This is a genomic window from Psychrobacillus sp. FSL H8-0484, assembly GCF_038005325.1.
Classification (GTDB): domain Bacteria; phylum Bacillota; class Bacilli; order Bacillales_A; family Planococcaceae; genus Psychrobacillus.
In genome coordinates, this window is the sequence record NZ_JBBOSZ010000001.1 from 197881 (window position 1) to 219596 (window position 21716).

Here is a 21716-nt window from a genome sequence, read left to right on the forward strand (position 1 = left end):
TGTTATTAAAATGCAAACATTTATCACTTTGTTGATTGAAGCGGCAAGTGGCGACTCCAGCGGGATGAGTGAGACAGATAATACATCACAAACGACGCGTAGCGGTTGTGTTGGCTTATCGCTCACCCCGCGGAAAGCGCCCGTCTGGAATGGAAATCAATACATTGGAAAAGGGACCATCCTCTCAGTCAATGTATGACTTTAGGGACAGCCCCTTTATTGATTTGGTTGCTCTCACGGCTAAATAGATTGTTCGCTTATTAGAAATGAGGTGATTCAATCTATTCAACAGAATAACAATATGGATACGATAGATGGAAGAAGAAATTAAATTACACTATCAAATTAAACGCTAAGTTTGCACTTGGCCGTTAATGAGTTGCTTAACACTTCTTCAATCTTTACCGATATTATTAATGACCATACAACAGGAAACTTTTTTAGCATTTACTTTTGGCTTTATCCTCACTCTTTAATTTTACATTTCAAGGTAAGTGGATTTTAGTTGCAAAAAGAAACAGATGTTCGTATAATAAGAAGAACTAGTGTGCATACCACTTGAGAAGCTATATAAGCGAACTCAAACTGTTGAAATGATAAACTGCAGGATAAATTTTTCAAAAGATGTGACAATGCAACATTAAACTAGAGGGTGGCTGCCATGGAACAAGAAAGAATCGACAAATTTATTGAAGACATGTTGAAAGAATATCCTCGAGAGAAAGTCATTGGCGCATTAGATATGTTACTTCACACGCCGAAAAACAAAGCAGACAAGTTGGTAAAAGTAGATAGTAAAATAGATGAAGAAACCACTACTATTATGAACCACCCCGTAAAAGTTAGACACAAAATCTAACTTTTACGGGGTGTTTTTATTTTAATTGAAAAGAAAAAATTAAAACCAAAAGAAATTGTCTATTATTTAATTATTATCATGTACAAAAACTAAATTCTTAAGAACTATTATAGAAATAACAAAAAACAGAGAAAACCTAACAAGTAGATTGTCTCTGTTTTCATTATTTATCCATTTGAATCTGTTTCACCAGATAGTAGTTGAAGTCTTAATTTAGACATTTCTTTGTCCAGTAACGAGGAAGCATTGGATAGCTCAATTAATTGTTTCTGAGCTTCTTCCGGTATTGATTCACCTTGATATTTATAGTTGAGTTTATGTTCTGTTGATGCCCAAAAATCCATAGCGGATGTTCGGATTTGGATTTCCGCGGGAACCCATATTACTTCATTAGATAAGATGACTTGCGTTTCCACAACAAGATGAAGGCTTTTGTAGCCACTCTTTTTAGGTTCTTTAATATAGTCTTTTACTCTAATCACGCGAATATCTTCACGCTGCTCGATATGATCCTTCAGCAAATATACATCATCAATAAAGCTAGTGACAATTCGTACTCCAGCAATATCTCGTATTTCTTGTTTAATAGATTCTTGAGTCAGCGGTAATTCTTTATTTTCAATCTTCTCAACCAATGACATAATAGTTTTCATGCGTGTTTTCATATGCTCAATGGGAGAGTATCCGTGTTTCGATTTCCATTCAAGATCAATAATATTGAAATCACTCTTCAACTCATATAATGCCATCTCATATGGGATGAAAAAGCCTTTCCAGTTTTTAAAAACCTTTTGCACTAAATCGATCTTATGTGTCTCCTGATACATTTTAAACACCCCTTGATTAAAATCACACTTTATTATTCTGTCATCATATCACAGGTGATTTGAATCGGAAAGATATATGAGAATGACTAGCTAGGGGATGTAATGGAAATGTAATCGTGTTGCAGAACCAAGCTAAATGGAAGAACCCCTTTTTCACTTATTGAAATAAAATAAACATATTAAATCTGTTGAACCTTTCAAAAAGCTTTAAACAATAGGAAATCGAATATTAGTAAATAAACTGGATTCTTAAGAATTTCTTCATAATTATCCTGCTGGAATGTTAAGAAATGAACGGTACAATAAGAAACATAAGAAACGATGAGGAAGTCATCCTAAGTACACCACATTCTGTGGCAACGGATGCATGACCCGCATCGTGCGGGCCTAGGAGGTAAGCAATTGACACAGTTTACAGTATTAGTGACGGATGATGACCAGGATATTCGAGATGGAATTGAAATTTATTTGAAAAATGAAGGTTATAACGTTTTGAAAGCAGCGGACGGTCTAGAAGCGCTACAGTTAATAGAAGAAAATGAAGTGCACGTGATAGTGTTGGACATTATGATGCCGAAAATGGACGGGATTTCAGCGACTTTTAAAATAAGAGAACAAAAAAATATTCCTATCATCATGCTGAGTGCAAAAGCAGAGGATTCGGATAAAATACATGGTCTATCTGTTGGAGCAGATGACTATGTGACAAAGCCATTCCATCCAATGGAGCTAGTAGCACGAGTAAAATCACAGCTGCGACGATACACAAAACTTGGTACTTATCAGGGGCAACAAGCGGTGATTGAGGTTGACGGTCTTACGTTGAACCAAGAAGCAAAGGAACTTAGTGTAGATGGAGAATCGGTTAAACTGACGCCAATTGAATTTAAAATCACGGAGCTGCTTATGATCAATGCAGGGCGCGTTTTTTCTATCAATGAAATTTATGAGCGTGTTTGGAATGAACCCGCATATAACGCTGAAAATATTGTGGCAGTTCATATTCGTAAAATACGCGAAAAAATAGAAACAGATCCGAAGAACCCGAGATATGTGAAGGTGGTGTGGGGTGTTGGCTATAAAATCGACAAGTAAATGGAATTTACTATTGTCTATTTTAGCAATTGCGTGCGGCATCATTTGTCTAACCTACTGTCTAGCTAACTGGATGCCAATAATAGAAATTAAAGAAAGTTTTGTTCAAATTATTCGAAATATGAAAGGAGGCGTTGCAGGATGAAGCATGCAATAGGAAGAAATATTTTACTTAGCGCGTTGTTGGTACTCACTATAAGTTCACTATTTACTCTAACAGAACAAGGAAGAAAGTTTATCGGTACGAACTATTTCGAAAGTGATGATTTTGGGTGGCAGCTATCCGAATTTGAAACGTCTATCGTTCCAGTAGTTTTAGCGGTTCCAGATAAAGTAGAAGTGAAGAAAAAGATCACGGTAACGTCAGAGGAAATAGAAGAATATCGCTATCGGTACGGGGACCTGCAAAGCCAGTTAGATTCGATAAGATATCAATACGAAAGTGAGACAGGGGAAGTAACGAAAGAAGCAGCCTCAGACGCAGTACAAGAAGAAACCACAACAGTCCAAACACCGAACGAGACTTTACTTGCAGAGCGTGATAAAAAGTTAGCGGATATCACGAAAAACTTCACAGATGATAGCTATGTAGAAAAAAAGATTCGAGCGGAAAAAGAAGCACAAGTCGATGCTTATTACAAAGCGATTGAACATGCAAAAAATGATCTATTAAGTCAAAAAGAAGACTTTGTATATAACTTAAAAAACGTTGAAACTGGTGAAGAGTTTACAAACGGAGAAATAAGTTCGAAAAACGCATTTATAAAAGAATATTCTAGTAAGTATGGTTACTTAAAAGAACGCACGGTCTATCAACAAGTCAATGATAGCAGCTGGCTAGTCACTGACATAATGGGAAACCCATTTGCACGTTTTGAAGGAACAATTGCTATTTCGGAATCTAGTATTTTAAGCGGGCAAAGAGCTAATGAATATAAATCCTTTTTAGCTAACCAACGCAAGTTTTATGGAATACTCGTAGTTGGAGTATTAGCAGCGGTTGCATTTACTTTATTGTGGAGAAGAAAAAGTGATACGTTTCGACATGAAGGTAGGGAAGAAAAGTATCGAGAGTTGCCGATTGATGTAAAATTAGCATTTTTCCTCTTAAGTATTTTGTTGGCTATTACTACCACGAGAAGTTTAGTAGGGTTCGTATTATATAGAGACTATGACATGCAAATAATTACATTTATTTTAGCGGTTATTTTTACAGCGTTCACGCTGTATCAATGGAAGTGGATGCGTGCTGGGCTTGGTAAGGTTGATTGGGAGGAGAGTCTTGTTTATAGATGGAGAAAATCTTTAGAAGGATTTTTCTTGAAACAATCTATCGGGTTACAAACGTTAATCATGTTAATCGTAGTGTTTTTCTGGGGAGCTGGAACGTTGCTTGTATTCATGCTACCGGTGGCATTAATTGTTTGGATACCAGCGACTTTATTAATAGGAATCCCGGTACTTGTGGTTTTATTATCCAGAATGGCTTACTTGAACCGTATTTTCGTAAAGACGGAAGAAATGGCGAAAGGTGTTATTGGAAATGAAATTGAAGTAAAAGGTAAATCTGCAATTGCAGGGTATGCGATTAGCTTAAATGAGCTTCGGAACCGAATAAAATCATCTCATTCCGAACAAGCAAAAAGTGAGCGACTCAAAACAGAGCTAATCACCAATGTAAGTCATGATTTACGGACACCATTAACTTCTATTATTACGTATACAGACTTATTGAAAAATCCAAGCATAACAGATGAAGAGCGAGCATCCTATATTGCCATTTTGGATAAAAAATCGATGCGTTTGAAAACGTTAATAGAAGATTTGTTTGAAGTATCGAAAATGGCTTCAGGCAATATAGAGTTAGATAAGCGAAAAGTGGATTTAACGCAGTTATTGCAGCAAGCAATAGCCGAGCACCAAGAAGACATTGATAAATCGGGGTTAGAATACCGCGTAGTCATCGGTACAAAACCAATAATGTCCTATGTAGACGGACAAAAATGGTGGCGAGTACTAGATAACTTAATTATCAACACATTGAAGTATGCACTTCCAAATACACGAGTGTATATCAATTTGGATCAGGTCGACGGAGAAGCCGTTTTCGTTATTAAAAATATTGCGAAGTATGAATTAGGCAATAATGTCAATGAATTAACGGAGCGATTTAAACGAGCAGACACATCGCGTCATACAGACGGTTCAGGTCTAGGCCTTGCCATTGCCCAATCCATTGTCGATTTACACGGAGGCAGCTTGAAGATGGAAGTAGACGGTGATTTATTTAAAGTAACTGTGAAAATAACAGTGATTTAACATTAAAAACTTCGGAAGAGACTTTCCGAAGTTTTATTGCATGCTATAATTTAATGAAAAAAGGGGTTTTGGAATAATGGAAACACTAAGTCAATTAAACTTTGCACGAATTTACACGTTGGGGAAAGTGAAACAAAGTAAAGAAGCTGCTTACGACATAAAGCCAAGTGGATTTAACAATACGATTCGATGGAACACGGGGCATCTATTTGCGACAATGGAAACACTTACGAAACGTGCAATTCCGTCATATGAGCCCATGCATCCAGAGTGGTTTCCTCTATTTGTTCCTGGTACAAGCCCAGGTAACTGGGAAGTAGAACCCCCAACAATGGATGAATTGGTACGTGCATTAGAGGAGCAACCTGAACGAATTAAAGCGGTACTCAAAGATAATTTGCAAAATAGCTTAACAGAACCAATGGCAATCGGTAAATTTCATCAAATGGAAACAGTAGAGGCTATTGTGCAATTCATAATTTGGCACGAAGGCATTCATGCTGGAATCATTCATGCATTAAATCGTGCTACAGCGGAATAAATAATGAAGATTTATATTGTCGGATCGGTGGGAAGTGGCAAAACAACGCTTGCTCGAAAAATAGCAAGTAAACTGGAGGTACCCCACTTTGAAACTGATAACTTCGTATGGACCAGAAATCCAGTAGGTGCCGATATTCGTAATGAAGTGGAAGTGCGCGATCAATTGTTACAAAATGCTATCGCATTAGATAATTGGGTCATAGAAGGTGTGCATATGGATTGGACAGACGCTGGGTTGAAAGAAGCAGATCACATTATTTTTTTAGACATTCCTATTAGGAAGCGATTACAGCGGATAATCATACGGTATATTCGGCAGCTCTTGAGAATAGAAAAAGCTAACTATCGACCAACATTCACTATTTTTTGCCGAATGTTCAAATGGAATAAATATTTTGAAGAGCAAATGAAGCCGGAGTTTCTAAAGAAGTTCAAGAAATACCCCCATAAAGTGCATCATTTTATTAGCGCCGAAGAAACTGAAGAATGGTTACATGATATGAGAAAAGGATAATCCTTAACGGGATTATCCTTTTTTAAATCTACTCTATGGGGGAGGTACATTGAAGAAAGTTCTTCTTTAATGAGTATTATCAAGGGGAATATAGTGAGTTTTTAGAAGAATGGCTGGAACTGGAATAAAAGAGGTTAACCTAAAACATTCTGATTTAGGTTACTTCATGCCTCATAAAAAAAGAGATTTCCTAGTGAATAGGTCATCTCTTCTTCTTTTTCAATGTTTCCATTTCGTGTACGAGATAATCCAGCTTACTTTGTATCTGCTTCATTTGTTGTTGCTGTTCTAATCCTGCTTGTTTGTCTTTCTGCTCTGCACGAGCCGCTTCAGATAATGCAATACCTTCACCGAGCGTGCCAATAATGTATCCAAATGTAACAATGACAGAGCCAATGAATCCGATGGTGTCGCTCAAGTTAGGTTGCAGCTCGTTATTTGGATCTTCCGGTATCATGAACACAAACATCCTTTACTCCGTCTTTCCATTAGCATATGATGAACTGCTCATATAGGTTATTTTTTGGGCGGAACCAATTGATGCTCGAATGCATAAATAACAGCTTGTGTGCGGTCGCTCACTTCCAGTTTGGATAATATGTTGCTGACATGTGTTTTAGCTGTTTTCAGTGCGATGAAAAGAGTGTTCGCTATATCCTGATTTGTTTTGCCTTCTGCCATAAGAAGTAACACTTCTAGCTCTCGCTCCGTTAAGTCTTCGTGCAGAGAGTGATTAGATCCTTGACGCATGCGCTTCATCATTTTATTCGTCACTTCAGGCTCTAAAACTGCATCTCCATTTAATGTTTTACGAATGGATTCCGCAATATGAGAGGCTTTGGATGTTTTCAATAAATAACTTATTGCTCCTGCTTCTAATGCAGGATATACCTTATCATCGTCAATAAAGCTCGTCACAACCATCACTTTGGCTTCGGGCCACTTTTGAACGATTTCACGTGTTGCCTCCGCACCATTCATAATCGGCATAACCATATCCATTAAAATAATATCTGGCTTAAGTTCGAGTGCAAGGCTCACGGCTTCCCGTCCATTCACCGCCTCCGCAACTACTTCCATATCAGGTTGTGCTTGTAAATAAGCAGACACGCCAATGCGTACCATTTCATGGTCATCTGCTAATAAAATACGTATCATTCCCTGCATCCCCTTTCTTCTACTACTATCCTAAGCGATAGCTGCTCGAGGTCACTTTGGTGACTCAGTAGCTTCCTCCTCGGTAATTGCTTTCTGCACTACGGATAGTGATTGCTTTTCAACGCTAAGTGGCTGAACAAGCTCTTTCTCGATCGGCAGCTTCACTTCGACGATTGTTCCTTGCGAAGGGACAGATACTACTTTACAGATAGCACCAATTTCAACTGCTCTTTCCCGTACACTTTGAATGCCATAGGAGCCATTTTTTCCTTCGCCCATTTCAAATCCAACGCCATTATCTTGCACACGGAAGATGGCTAAGCCATCACGTTCTACAAATAATAAATCCACCTCTGTAGCTTTAGAATGACGCAACGTATTCGACAACGTTTCCTGTGCGATGCGGAATAAATGATCCTCGGCGCCCTTCGACAGAGAAACTTCCTCTAATCGGTAACGGATTGTGAAAAAGACCTTTTCTTGTAGTTCTACTAGTAATTCTTCTAGACCTTCTTTTAGTGTCTTATCGTGCAGGGCTGCTGGTCGTAGGTGGAGGAGCAATGCGCGCATTTCAAGCTGTGCCTGCTGAACAATTTTTTCTGTTTGCATTAAGGTTTTCGGAGCTTCTCCGTTTTGGGCTACTTCGATTTCAACCATCGTGGAAAGGAGCATAGATGCTGCAAATAATTGTTGTGAAACGGAATCATGAAGCTCTCTTGCTAATCGTTGACGCTCTTGGACAATTCTTTCTTGTATAATTTTATCTTGAGCTTCCGCTTTTTCGTTCGTAATTCGTTGCAATGTTTTTCGTTGGGTCAAAATGAGTTGCTCTAATTGATTGGCAGTGACATGCATTCGCTTCGAATACGTATATTTTTTTTTGTTTGGTACGAATGTTTCTGCATCTAGCAAAGGTCTTAAACTTTTTTCAATTTTCTTTTCCTGATCGCGAACCTTCTGTAGTGTATTTGAGGAAAAGCTAAAACTTATAAATGCCAATACAATAATGACCCATGCACCAAAAGGAATTTGTGCATATTTCATTTCAAGTAATAACCACCATGCTTCCTCGTTTGGCCATCCCCAAATGGCGTACAACAGTAAGGTTGCAAGTGTTAATAAAATAATAAAAATCGAGAAACCTTGCCCTAGGAATATCTTCATTTACGAATCACCTCGATATCTCCAATCCATGTAGAAACGGAAATTACTAGCTCTGAAGCATAGTTTACATCCTCTAAATAGCCATCCTTTAATAAGACAGATTGATTCCATAAACGTTGAATTCCTCGACCTAAAATATTCGCTTCTCCTAAAATTGTTGCATAATGGAGTCTGACAGGAATTTCATATGGGACATAAATGACTACTTTTCCAAGGGACTGACGGATAGAAATAAGCGATGTACCTTTTGGCAAAACGGTTTCTGTCACATCAATTACAAACTCGCCATAAAAGCTTTGTACGTGAATATCTTGCCATTCATACGCTTGAAACGGAGTCGTTTGTGCAGAAAATAACTTATTTTGAATAATACTATTTGGTGTTTCTTCATAAACAGCCCCAAATGGTCTAATCACCTGAGAGATAGGCTCATTTTTCCAAAGCTTATGAAGGGCGTACAGCATAATTGCTATTAAAAATAGACGTAAGCTCCACATAGAAAAAATAGCGATAAGGAGCAAAATAAAACCAGTCCAAAATAAAAAACGTCTTTGTTTGCGCAAACTAAAGTACATCATCCCGATGCCAAGAAGAACTAATACTATATTGCCATTACCAAAAACGGTTGCTTCTATAAACATAAGGAAAACAAAGCAAATAAGAATGAAGGCTAACTTGTTTGTTTGGTTTTCTTTCATATGAAGTAATCCTCCTTCTTCGCATTAAGAATATTGAAAGAGAAGGCGAGTACCTTCTCCCGACTATACTTATTAGTTTACACAATTTCAGACTTCGGTTGTTCGTTTTTTTCTAACATTTCTAATCTTTGTTCCATAGAAGTTACTTCATGCTCTTTTTCAATTTTTTGTCCAAGGCGATCGATGTATTGTTCCATCTCTTGAAATGTACCAAAGTTTTTTTGCTTTTGCTCAGGTTGCAGTATTTTGTCCATTTGATGATGTGCACGTGTTACATTTTCTTTTCCCATCAATTGTAATTGACGTACTTTCATATCTTTTACTTTATGCTTCATTTCTTCGTATTTACGTTCTAAGCCGAAAAGCTCCTCCATCGTTTGGTGAATGCTATTTTGTAAAACACTTGCTCGTTCGTTATACGCATTCACTTCTGCTTGTGCAAAAAGGATTAAATCTTCTTCACCGCTAGCGGTTGCAAGTTCTACTTGATGCTGACGTTTTTCAACCATTTGTAATGTTTCGGCTAGCTCTTTTTCAAGTTCTTGTTTTAATTTCCCTTGGCGTTCTAACCATTTACCTGTTTGCTCTGTTTGTTTTTCTGCTTCGCGAATGTATTGATTGAGCATCGTGATTGGATTTTTTTCTTCTTTTTTATCAAAAAGCTTGTGCAAGTCTGCTTCTATTGAGTATTTTAATCTTTTTAATAATGACATATCCGTTTCCTCCTTATTTATAAAGCTCGTTCCATTGTTTTTCAAAGTTTACAAATGGGTCATCCGATTTCACAATGGATGATGAAAAGCTAACATCTTCTTTTTTCCATGTCTTCACAACGTAATACACACCTACGATGGCTAATATTCCAACGAATCCTGGTATGTTGGCAACAGCGGAAAGTAATCCAATGATTCCAACACTCGCCCAAAAGATTTTTAAAAAGGTAGATTCACTTTTTAAGTAAAAATGCACCCCTGCAAAGACGATCAACGCCGATACCGCGAGCCCTAAAAGTGGACCTAAGTTAACTAGTGCCACAATCCCAGCGATAAACCCAAGTAAAACTAAACCAAATTTTTTCATATGTTTGTTCCTCCTCTCGTTTGTATATATAGCTTATCAATTCCGTTAACATATCCAAACGGGCTTAAACATGATATTTCTCTAGGTCCAGAGACGTAGAAGGGATTAGCCCATTAAAAATCTGTTATACTAAATAAAAAATACAAAAAATGGAGACTTAAAATGAAAAGATTCGGAGCCATTTTATTAGTAATCCTTGTATACTCGGCTATTGTGTTTTATTTTGGGTGGAGTGTCCATGCATGGTTAGAAACATTCATACCTGTGAATAAATGGTTCTTCGGTGTTGTATGGGGTTTAATTGGATATGCAATATTAATTGCGAGAATTGACCACCGGCTCCGATTATTTAATATAATAGGATCCTACTGGATGATTATTATGCAGTATGGAATTATTCTTTTTCCGATAGGGACCATAGTGACGTGGATTTTCCCAAGTCAGTTAAGATGGATTGGCTGGATGATCTTGGCTGTATTTTTGTTTATTTTGATGATTGGAACTTACAACGCCTTTACACCAGTTGTTCGAGATCTATCCATAAAGATGACGAAAAAGGATGCAAAGCTGGATAAACTAAAAGTAGTAGTTGCTTCTGATTTCCATCTTGGTTTATTATCCAATAAGGCGCATTTAAAACGTTTTGTAAAAAAAGCAAATGAAGAACATCCAGATTTGATATTGTTAGTCGGTGATTTGGTAGATGATGATCCAATCTGGTTTGTGAAAAACGGCATGTCCGAAGTGATGAAACAACTAGATTCCACGTATGGTGTATATGGGGTCCTTGGAAATCATGAATACTATGGTAAAAAGATTCCTCTATTAGTAGAAGAAATGGAAGCATCCAATGTACATATGTTGTTAGATGAAACCATTTTACTGGCAGATTCGTTGTATTTGACAGGTCGTGAAGATTTGACGAATAAAAAAAGAAAGCAACTTTCGGGATTAGCGCCAGAAAAGCGCAATTTACCATGGTTTGTCATGGATCATACGCCTTCGAATTTACTAATTCCTGAAAAAGAAGGAGTAGATTTTCACGTTTCTGGTCATACTCATCGAGGTCAAATGTGGCCGAATCATATTTTCACACGAAAAATATTTGAACTTGATTATGGATATAAACAAAAGGGAAGTTTGCACGCGATTGTATCATCAGGATTTGGGTTTTGGGGTCCACCTATTCGATTAGGCAGCCAATCAGAGTTGTGGGTGGTAAATATTAAGTTAGAGGATGTGAAAGCATAATGGAAGCATGGATTACAGACTGGATGAATCAGTTTGGTTATCTTGGTGTATTTTTATTAATATTGGCAGAAAATATTTTCCCGCCAATTCCTTCAGAGGTGATCTTAACCCTTGGAGGATTTATGACGACAACAACAACGATGACAAAGCTAGGTATTATCATTGCTTCTACGTCAGGGTCTGTTGTTGGAGCAGCTATTTTATATTGGATAGGCACACTTTTGGATGTAGAACGTTTGGAGAAAATTGTGAAAAAGTACGGCAAGTTTTTACGATTGTCGATTAAAGATATTCATAAAGCGGATGCGTGGTTTGACAAGTACGGTGTTTGGGCTGTATTTTTCGGAAGACTAGTGCCACTAGTAAGAAGTTTAATATCGATTCCTGCAGGGATGTCGAATATGAAATTCTGGTTATTCCTATGGTTTACAACGTTAGGAACATTAATTTGGAATACAGTGTTAGTTTCCGTTGGAGCAGCTGTCGGTGATAACTGGAATGAAATCGTAGGGTATATGGATATCTACTCCAACATAGTGTATATTATTTTAGCAATAGTTGGTGTTGCATTTCTTGTTTGGTATTTTAAAAAACGTGACTAAGGAGATCTTATGGAAATTCTAGAATTGTTAAAAGCACTTATATTAGGTTTTGTTGAAGGTATGACAGAGTTTGCCCCTGTTTCATCCACAGGACATATGATTATTGTCGATGATATGTGGCTGAAAACAGAAGAGTTTTTAGGGATGTACTCGGCTAATACATTTAAAATTGTTGTACAGCTAGGTTCGATTTTAGCTGTAGTTGTAGTTATGTGGAAACGATTATTTAGTTTAGTAGGATTGTATAAAATAGAAAGTGAACAATCGAGCAAGCAGTTCAATTTGCTACATGTGATTGTTGGTATGTTACCAGCGACTATTCTCGGATTTGCTTTTAAAGACTTTATTGATGATCATTTATTTGGAGTGGAAACCGTAATTTTCAGTCTTGTTGCAGGTGCTATTTTGATGATTGTTGCGGATAAATTTGGACCTAAAAAACCGAAGATTGTTACGCTTGACCAAATTACATATGCGCAAGCATTTAAAGTAGGTCTTGTTCAATGTCTATCATTATGGCCAGGTTTCTCCCGTTCAGGAGCAACGATTTCTGGTGGTGTCTTGTTTGGAATGAGTCATAAGACAGCTGCAGACTTTACATTTATTATGGCTGTACCAATTATGGCTGGAGCAAGTCTTGTTTCAGTTCTGAAAAACTGGGAACAAATTAATATGGATGACCTGGGCTTTTATATTGTAGGATTTTTAAGTGCATTTGTGTTCGCACTAATTTCTATTAAATTCTTCTTAAAACTTGTTGAACGTATTAAGTTAACGCCATTTGCAATCTATCGTCTTATTTTAGCGGCTGTGTTAGCGGTTATTGTGTTTATGTAAGGAAGTATGGGCAGACATTTTAGTAGGATGTCTGCTTTTTACATTTTCGGGTGAATCGGATGATTAATAAGGTTGAACGGTCATAAAAAATATTATCCGGTCAGAAATGAAACTATACGGTCATAAATTTTTCTATCCGGTCAGAAAAATATTTATCCGGACGTATTCAGTTGGGAGAACTGCTTTTCAGAGACACAGTTCTTTTTTCCCTCTATACAAGTATAAACACAATATGTTAGATTGTATAAATGAAGTGAACACAATATATAGTATGTGAACGATGAATAGGTACCTTTATGGTTTAAAAGGGAATTCGGTTAAAGCCGAAGCTGTCCCCGCAACTGTAAGTGTGGACGACTGTTGAAATAGCCACTGCGAGCAATCGTGGGAAGGCCAACAGAAGAACGAAGCACGAGCCAGTAGACCTGCCTCTTCATCGGTGAAGCAACACTTTCTTCGGGGGTTGAGAGGTGGGGGCGAAGACTCTATCTCGAACCATTGATGTGTCTGTTGTTTCCTACTTTTTAAACGTGAGCGATGACTCAGCCGAAGAGGCTAAGAGGCATCGCTTTTTTGCTGTTTTAAAAACAAGGAGGAATAAGAAATGACAACTGTTACGAATACAGAAAAACAAGAAGTATTACATCAATTAATAAAAGAGTTTGGAGAAGAAAATATAGCACCTCTTCTAAAAACTCATGAAAGATGGATGAAGAAATTCCCAGAAGGTACAACGTCTGCGTGGTCCAAGTCCATGTCACTCGAGGCACTAAGCTTTTTAGATGAACAAGAAACATATTGGACATTCGTCGCCGCTCGCATTCATTTAGCTGATGTATATGAAAAAGTAGCAATACATAGAAACACAACGCCAGACGCAGTATACAGTAAGTTTGCAAGCAATGTACAAGCATTAGTGGCAAAAGGTCTATACGACAAACGTCTTGCAGAATCTTATTCCCAAGAAGAACTGCAACTGTTAGCAGAACTTATTGTGCCGCAACGAGATTTTTTATTTACATATATCGGATTAAAAACGTTACTTGATCGTTATGTAGCAAAGGACTTTGATAAATCGATCGTCGAGCTTCCGCAAGAACGCTGGTTGATTATTGCAATGACACTTATGAAAGATGAGAAAAAAAATCGTCTTGGCAAGATAAAAGAAGCATATTGGGCAATGAGTAATTTATATATGACTGTTGCAACACCAACACTTTCTAATGCAGGGAAGCCTCACGGACAGCTATCTAGTTGTTTTATTGACACAGTTGATGACAGTCTTCAAGGGATTTACGATAGCAATACAGACGTAGCGACGCTTTCTAAATTTGGTGGCGGAATTGGTGTATACATGGGGAAAGTGCGTAGTCGTGGTTCTTCTATTCGTGGATTTGTCGGCGCATCAAGCGGGGTCCTTCCTTGGATCAAACAATTAAACAACACTGCAGTGAGTGTAGATCAGCTAGGTCAGCGTCAAGGGGCAATTGCAGTTTACCTAGATGTTTGGCACAAAGATATTTTCACATTTCTAGATTTACGCTTAAATAACGGGGATGAGCGTCTTCGTGCGCACGACATTTTCACGGGTGTGTGCTTGCCGGATTTATTCATGGAAAAAGTAGATGCTCGTGATGAGTGGCATTTATTTGATCCACATGAAGTTCGTCAGTTAAAAGGCTATTCTCTAGAAGATTTCTACGATGAGAAACGTGGAGAAGGTTCATTCCGAGAAAAATACGAGGAATGTGTAAATGATAGTCGTTTATCTCGTGAAACAGTTCCAGCGATTGACTTGATGAAACGAATTATGCGTTCTCAACTCGAAACAGGTGTGCCTTATATGTTTTACCGCGATGAGGTAAATCGTAGTAATCCAAATAAGCATGCCGGTATGGTGTACAGCAGTAATCTATGTACAGAAATATTCCAAAACCAGAGTGCTACTTCGTTTGAATCCATTCAATTAGAAGATGATGTTATTGTGACTCGTCGGAAAGCAGGGGATTTTGTTGTTTGTAACTTATCTTCCATTAACCTTGGACGAGCAGTTCCAGCGGATGTTTTGGAGCGCTTAATTAAAATCCAAGTGCGCATGCTCGACAATGTGATTGATTTGAATATGATTCCGATTCCACAAGCGGATCGCACGAATGCAAGATATCGTGGAATTGGCCTTGGTACTTTTGGTTGGCATCATTTACTTGCACTAAATAGCATCCGCTGGGAGTCCGATGAAGCAGTGGAGTTTGCAGATAAACTATATGAAAAGGTCGCTTTCTTAACAATTCAAGCTTCCGTAGAGCTTGCAAAAGAAAAAGGGGCATATCCTTTATTCGAAGGGTCGGACTGGCAAACAGGATCGTATTTTGAAAAACGTCAATACGAAAGCGAAGCATGGAATGAATTAAGTAAGGAAGTCGCGGAAAATGGCATCCGTAACGGCTACTTAATGGCTGTTGCACCAAACTCATCTACGTCGATTTTAGCAGGAAGCACGGCGAGCATAGATCCGATTTTCCAAAAGTCGTACTCGGAAGAGAAGAAGGATTATAAAATTCCTGTGACAGTACCGGATCTAAATTCGGAAACGACATGGTTTTACAAATCTGCGTACTTTATAGATCAACATTGGACATTAAAGCAAAATGCCGCACGTCAACGCCATATCGACCAAGGTGTGTCACTAAACTTATACGTCCAAAATACAATTAAGGCAAAAGAATTACTAGACTTACATTTAGACGCTTGGAACAGTGGATTGAAAACGACATATTACGTTCGTTCTACTTCCGTAGAATTAATCGATTGTGATTCTTGTTCAAGCTAAGGAGGAACCTAACATGCAATTAGAAAGAAGAAAATTAATGGATAAAGAAGCGCCAAACCGCTCAACCGGGATTGTAAATGGTCAAAGTTCTAATATTCTAAACTGGGATGATGTACGATTCAGTTGGGCATATCCTAAATACAAAAAGATGCTAGGAAATTTTTGGACTCCTTTTGAGATTAATATGAGCAACGATGTTAAGCAGTTTCCAGGATTAATAGATGCAGAAAGAGAAGCTTTCTTAAAAATTATTGGGTTACTGGCTCTTTTAGACAGTGTGCAAACGGATTTCGCTGGTAAGGTAGCGGACTTCTTAACAGATTCCAGTTTAAACGCACTCATGATTATTTTAGCGCAGCAAGAAGTTATTCATAATCATTCGTATTCCTATGTATTGTCTAGCTTAGTATCAAAAGATGAGCAGGATCGTGTATTTGGCTTTTGGAGAACAGATCCAGTACTTCAAAAAAGAAATGATTTTGTTTTAAAAGGATATGAGGAATTCGCAGAAAATCCTAATGTGAATAGCTTGCTTCGATCGATTGTATATGATGTGATTTTAGAAGGACTATTTTTCTATTCTGGCTTTGCATTTTTCTATCATCTTGCCAGACATCAAAAAATGGTTGGCACGAGTACGATGATTAACTATATAAACCGTGATGAACAGCTGCATGTCGATTTATTTGTGAAGATTTACAAGGAGATATTAGAGGAATATCCTGAATTGGATACACCAGAGCGAGCAAGGGAAGTAGAAGCAATTTTCCGTGAAGCAGCACAGCTCGAAGTTGACTGGGCACGCGAAGTGATCGGGGAGAAGATAGATGGTCTAGACGTGGAAGATGTCGAAGCTTATATTTATTTTTACGCAAATGTGCGATGCAACCAACTAGGCTATGACCGACCATTCCCAGAATACCGAAAAAATCCATTGAAATGGATCAAAGCCTACGAAGAAGTAGACCTAGGAAAAACCGACTTTTTTGAACAAAAATCTCGCCAATACGTAAAAGTGAACGTGCAAGATAATGGATTTGATGATTTATAAATAATATAAGAAGCGTCTGTAAGTCAATCTCGACTTTCAGACGCTTTTTTTATGAATAAGAAAATATATAAATTTTTATGTCATGAACAGGTTGATTTCCACTGTAGGCGGACGCTTTTCAGGGGGCAAGCATCAAGCCGCTTCCCTTGCTCCTGCGCAAGCTCCTCTAAAAATCCCACGATAAGTAATGCCAATGTTTGATCCAAAGTCCGCTGGAATTGCCTTTTGGCATATTGCACTTTAAGGGCAGCTTATGCTACTTTCCTCATCCTAATAATTAAAAATATTTTATTATTGTAGGACTAATTATTATGCATTATTATAAAGGTGATAGGAAAAAAGGGGTGTTTTTGTAGTGAAAAGATCAAAAAGTATTGCATGGAAGTTATCAGGGTTAATTATTGGGCTATTTTTCATTTTATTTCTTGCTTACACCGTAACAACAAGTGTGATTTTGTACAATAAAAGTATAGAAGATTCGGAGACTTCCACACTTCAAAATGCACAGTTTTCTGCTCAAAAGATGAGCGATCGCTTTAAGAAAACGAATGATACATTACAAACAACGAAACGAATATTTGAAACAATGCAGTCGAATGGAGAATTATCAGCTGCAGAAGTATTAAGTATACTTGAAACAAATTTGGCTGAAAATGAGGATTTACTAGGAGTAGCAGCAATCCTAGAAAATGGTTCAGCGAAAATAGAGTCAACCATTCCTTCGAATCTCATCGATAGCAGTAAACATTTTGTGCCTTACTTATCAAAAGATGGGAATGAGATTTCGACAACTTCTTTAGAAGGATATGAAGACGCTGAAAATGGAGATTGGTACTGGATTCCCAAAAAAGAAGGTAGAGCAGTACTTACGGAACCATATGATTATGAAGTAAATGGAAAAACGGTTTCCATGACAACAATATCAGTTCCACTATTTAGTTCATCTGGAACATTTTTTGGAGTGCTAACTGCTGACTTGTCTATTGATTTTCTAACAGATTTGGTAAACTCTATTAAGCCAGAAGGTGGATATGCCGGAATCATTACAGAACAAGGAATGCTGACAGTAAATAGTGCTAACGAAAAGTTAAATGGAACAAACATGCAGGATACGCTTAATTGGTCATCCTTTAAAAATACACTAGAAGGTGGCAAGCCAGTAAGTACGTATTTAGAATCGAAGCAACTAGGAGAAAAATCTTTTAATGCCTTCGCACCAATGTTGCTAGAGGGAATAGACGATACATGGTCTGTTCAATTAGTTGTACCAAAAACAAAAATTTTAGAAACATACAATCAAATTCTTTTATTAACAATTGTAGCATCAATAATAATGATAGTTTTGATGGCAATTGTGACTGCATGGTTTATATTCAATCAATTAAAGCCATTGAAATTTTTGCGAGAATCTATTGAAACAGCAGCAGGCGGAGATTTGACTAAAAAAGTAGACGATAAATTTATTAAATCAGATGAAATTGGTGCAGTTGCCTTAGCTTATAACGATATGTTAGAAAAAACTAATAGTGCAATACATAGCGTTCTAAATTCTTCCACACTTCTTAATAAATCGTCTAGCCATGTAAATGAAGCATTTGACGAAATTGTTGCGTCTAGCCAAGAAGTTTCGCTAGCAACGAATGAAATTGCTCAAGGAGCTTCTAAGCAATCAGAAGACACAGAGGAAACGAATCACCGAATGATTGATTTATCTGACCAAATAGATGCACTAACAGTATTGTCTTCTCAAATGGATACATTATCTACTAAAACGAAAGTTTCCACTGAAAAAGGCATGAAAGAAGTAGAAACCTTACGTGAACATAATACTGCAACTAATGAAATGAATGAAAAGGTTCAAAAACAAATTGAATCATTAACATTAAACATAGCTAATATCAACCAAGTAATTGCATCTATTCAAGGTATTACTGAGCAAACAAATTTGCTTGCACTTAATGCAAGTATAGAAGCAGCTCGTGCTGGTGAGCATGGAAAAGGTTTTGCAGTAGTAGCGGAGGAAGTAAGAAAGTTAGCAGAGCAGTCAAGAGCTGAGACGGAAGTAATTAAACAAACCGTGGAAAGTATATTAGAGGATTCTAAACAGACAGTTTCAGTGATTGCTTCTAATGTTGCATTAATGCAAGCACAAAGTGACTCTGTCCATAGCACAGAATCTGCTTTTAAAGATAATCATGAGCTATCAAGTGCAATTGAAGCTGCAATTAATGAGCTGGTCTCTGAACTCTCTAGTATGTTGGAACATAAAAATCAAGCAATGACCTCAATTCAAAGTATTTCAGCTATATCAGAAGAAACAGCTGCTTCAGCGGAAGAGGTAAGTGCTTCAGCTGCAGATCAGCAGGCAGAATTAGAGAGAGTGGCAGATTCTATCAATCATATGAACAAGATTGCACAAGAGTTACAAGAAGTCGTTAATCGATTTAAGCTCTCTTAATATGAAAAAGGATGTTCTCAGGAGTGTGATACTTGCGAGAGCATCCTTTTTTTGAGAGATAAGAAAGAATAAAATCTTTTACTGAGTAACTTATGCACCATGCCATTTCACAATACAAGAGAGCGACGGACAAACATCCGCCACAAGATTTCCTCTAAAGAAAGCGGTAATAGTGTAGCTAATGTTTCGTCCAAAGCACGCTGGAATTGGCAAAAGACATATTGCACTTAAAGAGCGCTTGCGCTTTTCTTATTCTCTATAGCAAATTGACCAATTAGATAGTTGTGCGTATAATCAAATCTAATAATCTGAAAAATAGAAAAGGGACAGATATCATGATTGAATCTACTTTAGAACAATTGTGTAATTTATATACTGATTTGACTTCCGAGGAAGTTGAAATTTTGAAAAACGTTTCTTCTACCTTACAATTATATGCTGATTTAAATAATGCATATATGTTCATAGATTGTAAGATGCGGGATAGTGAGCATGCAATTGTTGTAGCTGAAGCATTTTCTAAATCATCTGAGACTATCTATGAAAACTCTGTAGTAGGCAAAATTGTTTTTGATTCGTTTGAACCTGGAGTTTTTTATAGTTATCGCACTGGTAAAAAGTCTCTTAATAGTCATGCTGTAACGCAAGAAGGAAAGTCTGTGGACCAAAGCGTTATTCCAATAAAAAATAAAATGCATCAAGTTATTGGAGTGCTCATATCTGAAAAAGAGATATTTAAGCACTTACCCTTCAGTGATAGTCACAAAAATGTGTCTTTTGGTCAGGAAGAACTTAGTGCAATATTTAGTGGTAGCCCAAATGAAATGCCGATGATTTCAGATTTACTCATGGAAATTTTTTTGTTGACGGACAAAAATAATAGATTAATCTATGCAAATCCTGCAGGTGTAAATTTCATCACAGAAATGAGTCAAATGAATGAGATTCGAAATCAAAACATATTAGAATTACTTCCTTTCATTCAACCAATCTATGATTTTAAAGAAGATGTATTTATATTTGACCTCACAGTAGATAGAAAAAATTTAATCGTTAAAAAGGTTAGGATGCGAGATAAGGAGCAGTTAAAAGGAACACTTCTCATTATTCAAGATGTGACGGAGCTGCGCACGAAGGAAAAAGAATTGATGATGAAGTCCGTGTTTATTAAGGAAATTCACCACCGAGTTAAAAATAATCTTCAAACAGTTGCAAGTTTGCTGCGACTACAAATGAGAAAAGGGTTTCCGGAAGAAAGTAAGGTCTACTTTGAAGATACATTAAATAGAATATATAGTATTTCGTCCGTATATGAAATTATTCTCGCTAATACAGATGCGGATGACGAAGATGTAAATATCATTGAATTAACGAAAAAAGTATCTTCCACAATGGTATTAAATGAAATTCATAAAAAAATCAACTTGATTATTCAGACAAATGGCAATAAAATATTAACAACATCACGTAAAGCGGTTTCAATCGCACTTATTATTAATGAACTTGTTCAAAATTCTTTAAAACATGCTTTTCCAGAGGATAGTCACGGTGAAATAGAAGTAAGTTTTTATTCTAGTAAAGATTTTTTAGAGCTTCATATTTTCGACAACGGGGTCGGGATTAGTAAGCCAAAGTCTTCATTAGGGTTAGAAATAGTTCATAATTTAGTGATGAATGATTTAAATGGTGAGTTTAGATATTTACCTGTAGAGCAAGGAACGCATGCGGTCATAACGTTTCCCATCAGTTCGGAGGTTGTTATCTATTATGAAAAAGAAAATACTGATAGCTGAAGATGAATCAATTATTCGAATGGATATCAAATTGATGCTTCAGGATCATGGTTATGAAATAGTTGGAGAGGCTGGGGACGGTGATCGAGCAATTGAATTAGCATTTTTACATAAACCTGATCTTATTCTTATGGATATTAAGATGCCTAAGATCAATGGATTACAAGCTAGTAAAATAATTGCAAACCAACTAGACTTACCCATACTTATTATTACCGCGTATAGTCAAAAGGAATTTGTAGAAAAGGCACAACAGGATAATATCGTTGGCTATTTAGTTAAACCTGTATCCGAGGCAAATCTAATACCAGCAGTAGAGATTGCTTTACATCAATCAGATAAAGCGAAACGACTGAAGCAACAAGTAAACGTTGCACAACAAGAAGTTGAAAAAAGAAAGATAATTGAACGGGCAAAAGGATTATTAATGCAAGCGGAGAAGTTAACGGAACAGGAAGCTTATAAAAGATTAAGAGAATCTAGTATGTCCACTAAAATGACGATGGAGTCAGTTGCGAAAAGAATTATTTTACAATACAAGTAAATAAACAAGCAAAGGCGCTTAAAGAGTAATTTCTTTAATCGTCTTTTATTTTTTTAGAGGGGGTGTTAGATATTCAAATAGCGTGTAAGGAAG

Annotated in this window: 21 protein-coding genes and 1 riboswitch; of the genes, 14 read left to right on the top strand and 7 right to left on the bottom strand. The window is 37.0% G+C overall.

All coding sequences use genetic code 11. From position 1 onward, the window contains the following. Positions 1-661 precede the first annotated feature (661 nt). Positions 662-859 carry a hypothetical protein gene (locus MHH81_RS01035; RefSeq protein ID WP_340916926.1) on the top strand — a complete coding sequence of 66 codons (198 nt, stop codon included), beginning with the start codon at positions 662-664 and terminating at the stop codon, positions 857-859. 167 nt (positions 860-1026) lie between these two features. Here the strand turns inward: MHH81_RS01035 and MHH81_RS01040 are convergent, their stop codons facing one another. Continuing rightward, positions 1027-1686, bottom strand: coding sequence for a GTP pyrophosphokinase (locus MHH81_RS01040; RefSeq protein ID WP_340916928.1), 660 nt, complete (start codon positions 1684-1686; stop codon positions 1027-1029). A gap of 402 nt (positions 1687-2088) precedes the next feature. Between MHH81_RS01040 and MHH81_RS01045 the strand changes: the two genes are divergently transcribed. From MHH81_RS01045 to MHH81_RS01065, 5 genes are all read left to right on the top strand, one after another. After that, entirely contained in the window at positions 2089-2781 is a 693-nt protein-coding gene (locus MHH81_RS01045) for a response regulator transcription factor (protein ID WP_340916933.1), read from the top strand. Continuing rightward, positions 2759-2926 (top strand): hypothetical protein, encoded by a 168-nt coding sequence (locus tag MHH81_RS01050; protein ID WP_340916936.1) that lies wholly within the window; start codon positions 2759-2761, stop codon positions 2924-2926. Before MHH81_RS01045 ends, MHH81_RS01050 begins: the two co-directional genes overlap by 23 nt. After that, entirely contained in the window at positions 2923-5100 is a 2178-nt protein-coding gene (locus MHH81_RS01055) for an MFS domain-containing histidine kinase (RefSeq protein WP_340916939.1), read from the top strand. The genes MHH81_RS01050 and MHH81_RS01055 overlap by 4 nt, the downstream gene beginning before the upstream one ends. A 76-nt stretch (positions 5101-5176) precedes the next feature. After that, positions 5177-5641, top strand: a complete 465-nt coding sequence (locus MHH81_RS01060) for a DinB family protein (RefSeq protein ID WP_340916941.1) — start codon at positions 5177-5179, stop codon at positions 5639-5641. 3 nt (positions 5642-5644) lie between these two features. Then, positions 5645-6157 (top strand): AAA family ATPase, encoded by a 513-nt coding sequence (locus MHH81_RS01065; protein WP_340916944.1) that lies wholly within the window; start codon positions 5645-5647, stop codon positions 6155-6157. Between the two features lie 202 nt (positions 6158-6359). Here MHH81_RS01065 and MHH81_RS01070 read toward each other — a convergent pair whose 3' ends face one another. The 6 genes from MHH81_RS01070 to MHH81_RS01095 form a co-directional block, all read right to left on the bottom strand. Then, positions 6360-6614, bottom strand: a complete 255-nt coding sequence (locus tag MHH81_RS01070) for a hypothetical protein (protein ID WP_340916946.1) — start codon at positions 6612-6614, stop codon at positions 6360-6362. A gap of 59 nt (positions 6615-6673) precedes the next feature. Further along, entirely contained in the window at positions 6674-7315 is a 642-nt protein-coding gene (locus tag MHH81_RS01075) for a response regulator transcription factor (RefSeq protein ID WP_340916948.1), read from the bottom strand. A gap of 51 nt (positions 7316-7366) precedes the next feature. Further along, complete coding sequence (locus MHH81_RS01080; protein ID WP_340916950.1) at positions 7367-8479, bottom strand: sensor histidine kinase; 1113 nt, start codon at positions 8477-8479, stop codon at positions 7367-7369. Beyond that, entirely contained in the window at positions 8476-9177 is a 702-nt protein-coding gene (gene liaF, locus MHH81_RS01085) for a cell wall-active antibiotics response protein LiaF (RefSeq protein WP_340916952.1), read from the bottom strand. Before liaF ends, MHH81_RS01080 begins: the two co-directional genes overlap by 4 nt. Positions 9178-9254: 77 nt before the next feature. Beyond that, positions 9255-9890 (bottom strand): PspA/IM30 family protein, encoded by a 636-nt coding sequence (locus tag MHH81_RS01090; protein ID WP_340916956.1) that lies wholly within the window; start codon positions 9888-9890, stop codon positions 9255-9257. Between the two features lie 13 nt (positions 9891-9903). Continuing rightward, the gene (locus MHH81_RS01095) at positions 9904-10257 is read right to left on the bottom strand and encodes a lmo0954 family membrane protein (RefSeq protein ID WP_340916958.1); all 354 of its coding nucleotides are present in this window, start codon (positions 10255-10257) and stop codon (positions 9904-9906) included. A 162-nt stretch (positions 10258-10419) separates the two neighbouring features. On the opposite strand from MHH81_RS01095, the gene MHH81_RS01100 reads away from it, so the two are divergent. From MHH81_RS01100 to MHH81_RS01135, 8 genes are all read left to right on the top strand, one after another. Beyond that, positions 10420-11508, top strand: a complete 1089-nt coding sequence (locus tag MHH81_RS01100) for a metallophosphoesterase (protein WP_340916960.1) — start codon at positions 10420-10422, stop codon at positions 11506-11508. Further along, positions 11508-12110, top strand: coding sequence for a DedA family protein (locus MHH81_RS01105; RefSeq protein WP_340916962.1), 603 nt, complete (start codon positions 11508-11510; stop codon positions 12108-12110). The genes MHH81_RS01100 and MHH81_RS01105 overlap by 1 nt, the downstream gene beginning before the upstream one ends. 9 nt (positions 12111-12119) lie before the next feature. After that, positions 12120-12947 carry an undecaprenyl-diphosphate phosphatase gene (locus tag MHH81_RS01110; protein WP_340916964.1) on the top strand — a complete coding sequence of 276 codons (828 nt, stop codon included), beginning with the start codon at positions 12120-12122 and terminating at the stop codon, positions 12945-12947. A gap of 269 nt (positions 12948-13216) precedes the next feature. Then, positions 13217-13394, top strand: a riboswitch (cobalamin riboswitch). 157 nt (positions 13395-13551) lie between these two features. Beyond that, positions 13552-15777 (top strand): ribonucleoside-diphosphate reductase subunit alpha, encoded by a 2226-nt coding sequence (locus MHH81_RS01115; RefSeq protein ID WP_340916967.1) that lies wholly within the window; start codon positions 13552-13554, stop codon positions 15775-15777. Positions 15778-15790: 13 nt separating this feature from the next. Further along, the gene (locus tag MHH81_RS01120; RefSeq protein WP_340916969.1) at positions 15791-16828 is read left to right on the top strand and encodes a ribonucleotide-diphosphate reductase subunit beta; all 1038 of its coding nucleotides are present in this window, start codon (positions 15791-15793) and stop codon (positions 16826-16828) included. Positions 16829-17183: 355 nt separating this feature from the next. After that, complete coding sequence (locus tag MHH81_RS01125; protein ID WP_340916972.1) at positions 17184-19286, top strand: methyl-accepting chemotaxis protein; 2103 nt, start codon at positions 17184-17186, stop codon at positions 19284-19286. 335 nt (positions 19287-19621) lie between these two features. After that, entirely contained in the window at positions 19622-21079 is a 1458-nt protein-coding gene (locus MHH81_RS01130; protein WP_340916973.1) for a sensor histidine kinase, read from the top strand. Then, positions 21054-21623 (top strand): ANTAR domain-containing response regulator, encoded by a 570-nt coding sequence (locus tag MHH81_RS01135; RefSeq protein ID WP_340916975.1) that lies wholly within the window; start codon positions 21054-21056, stop codon positions 21621-21623. The genes MHH81_RS01130 and MHH81_RS01135 overlap by 26 nt, the downstream gene beginning before the upstream one ends. Positions 21624-21716 lie beyond the last annotated feature (93 nt).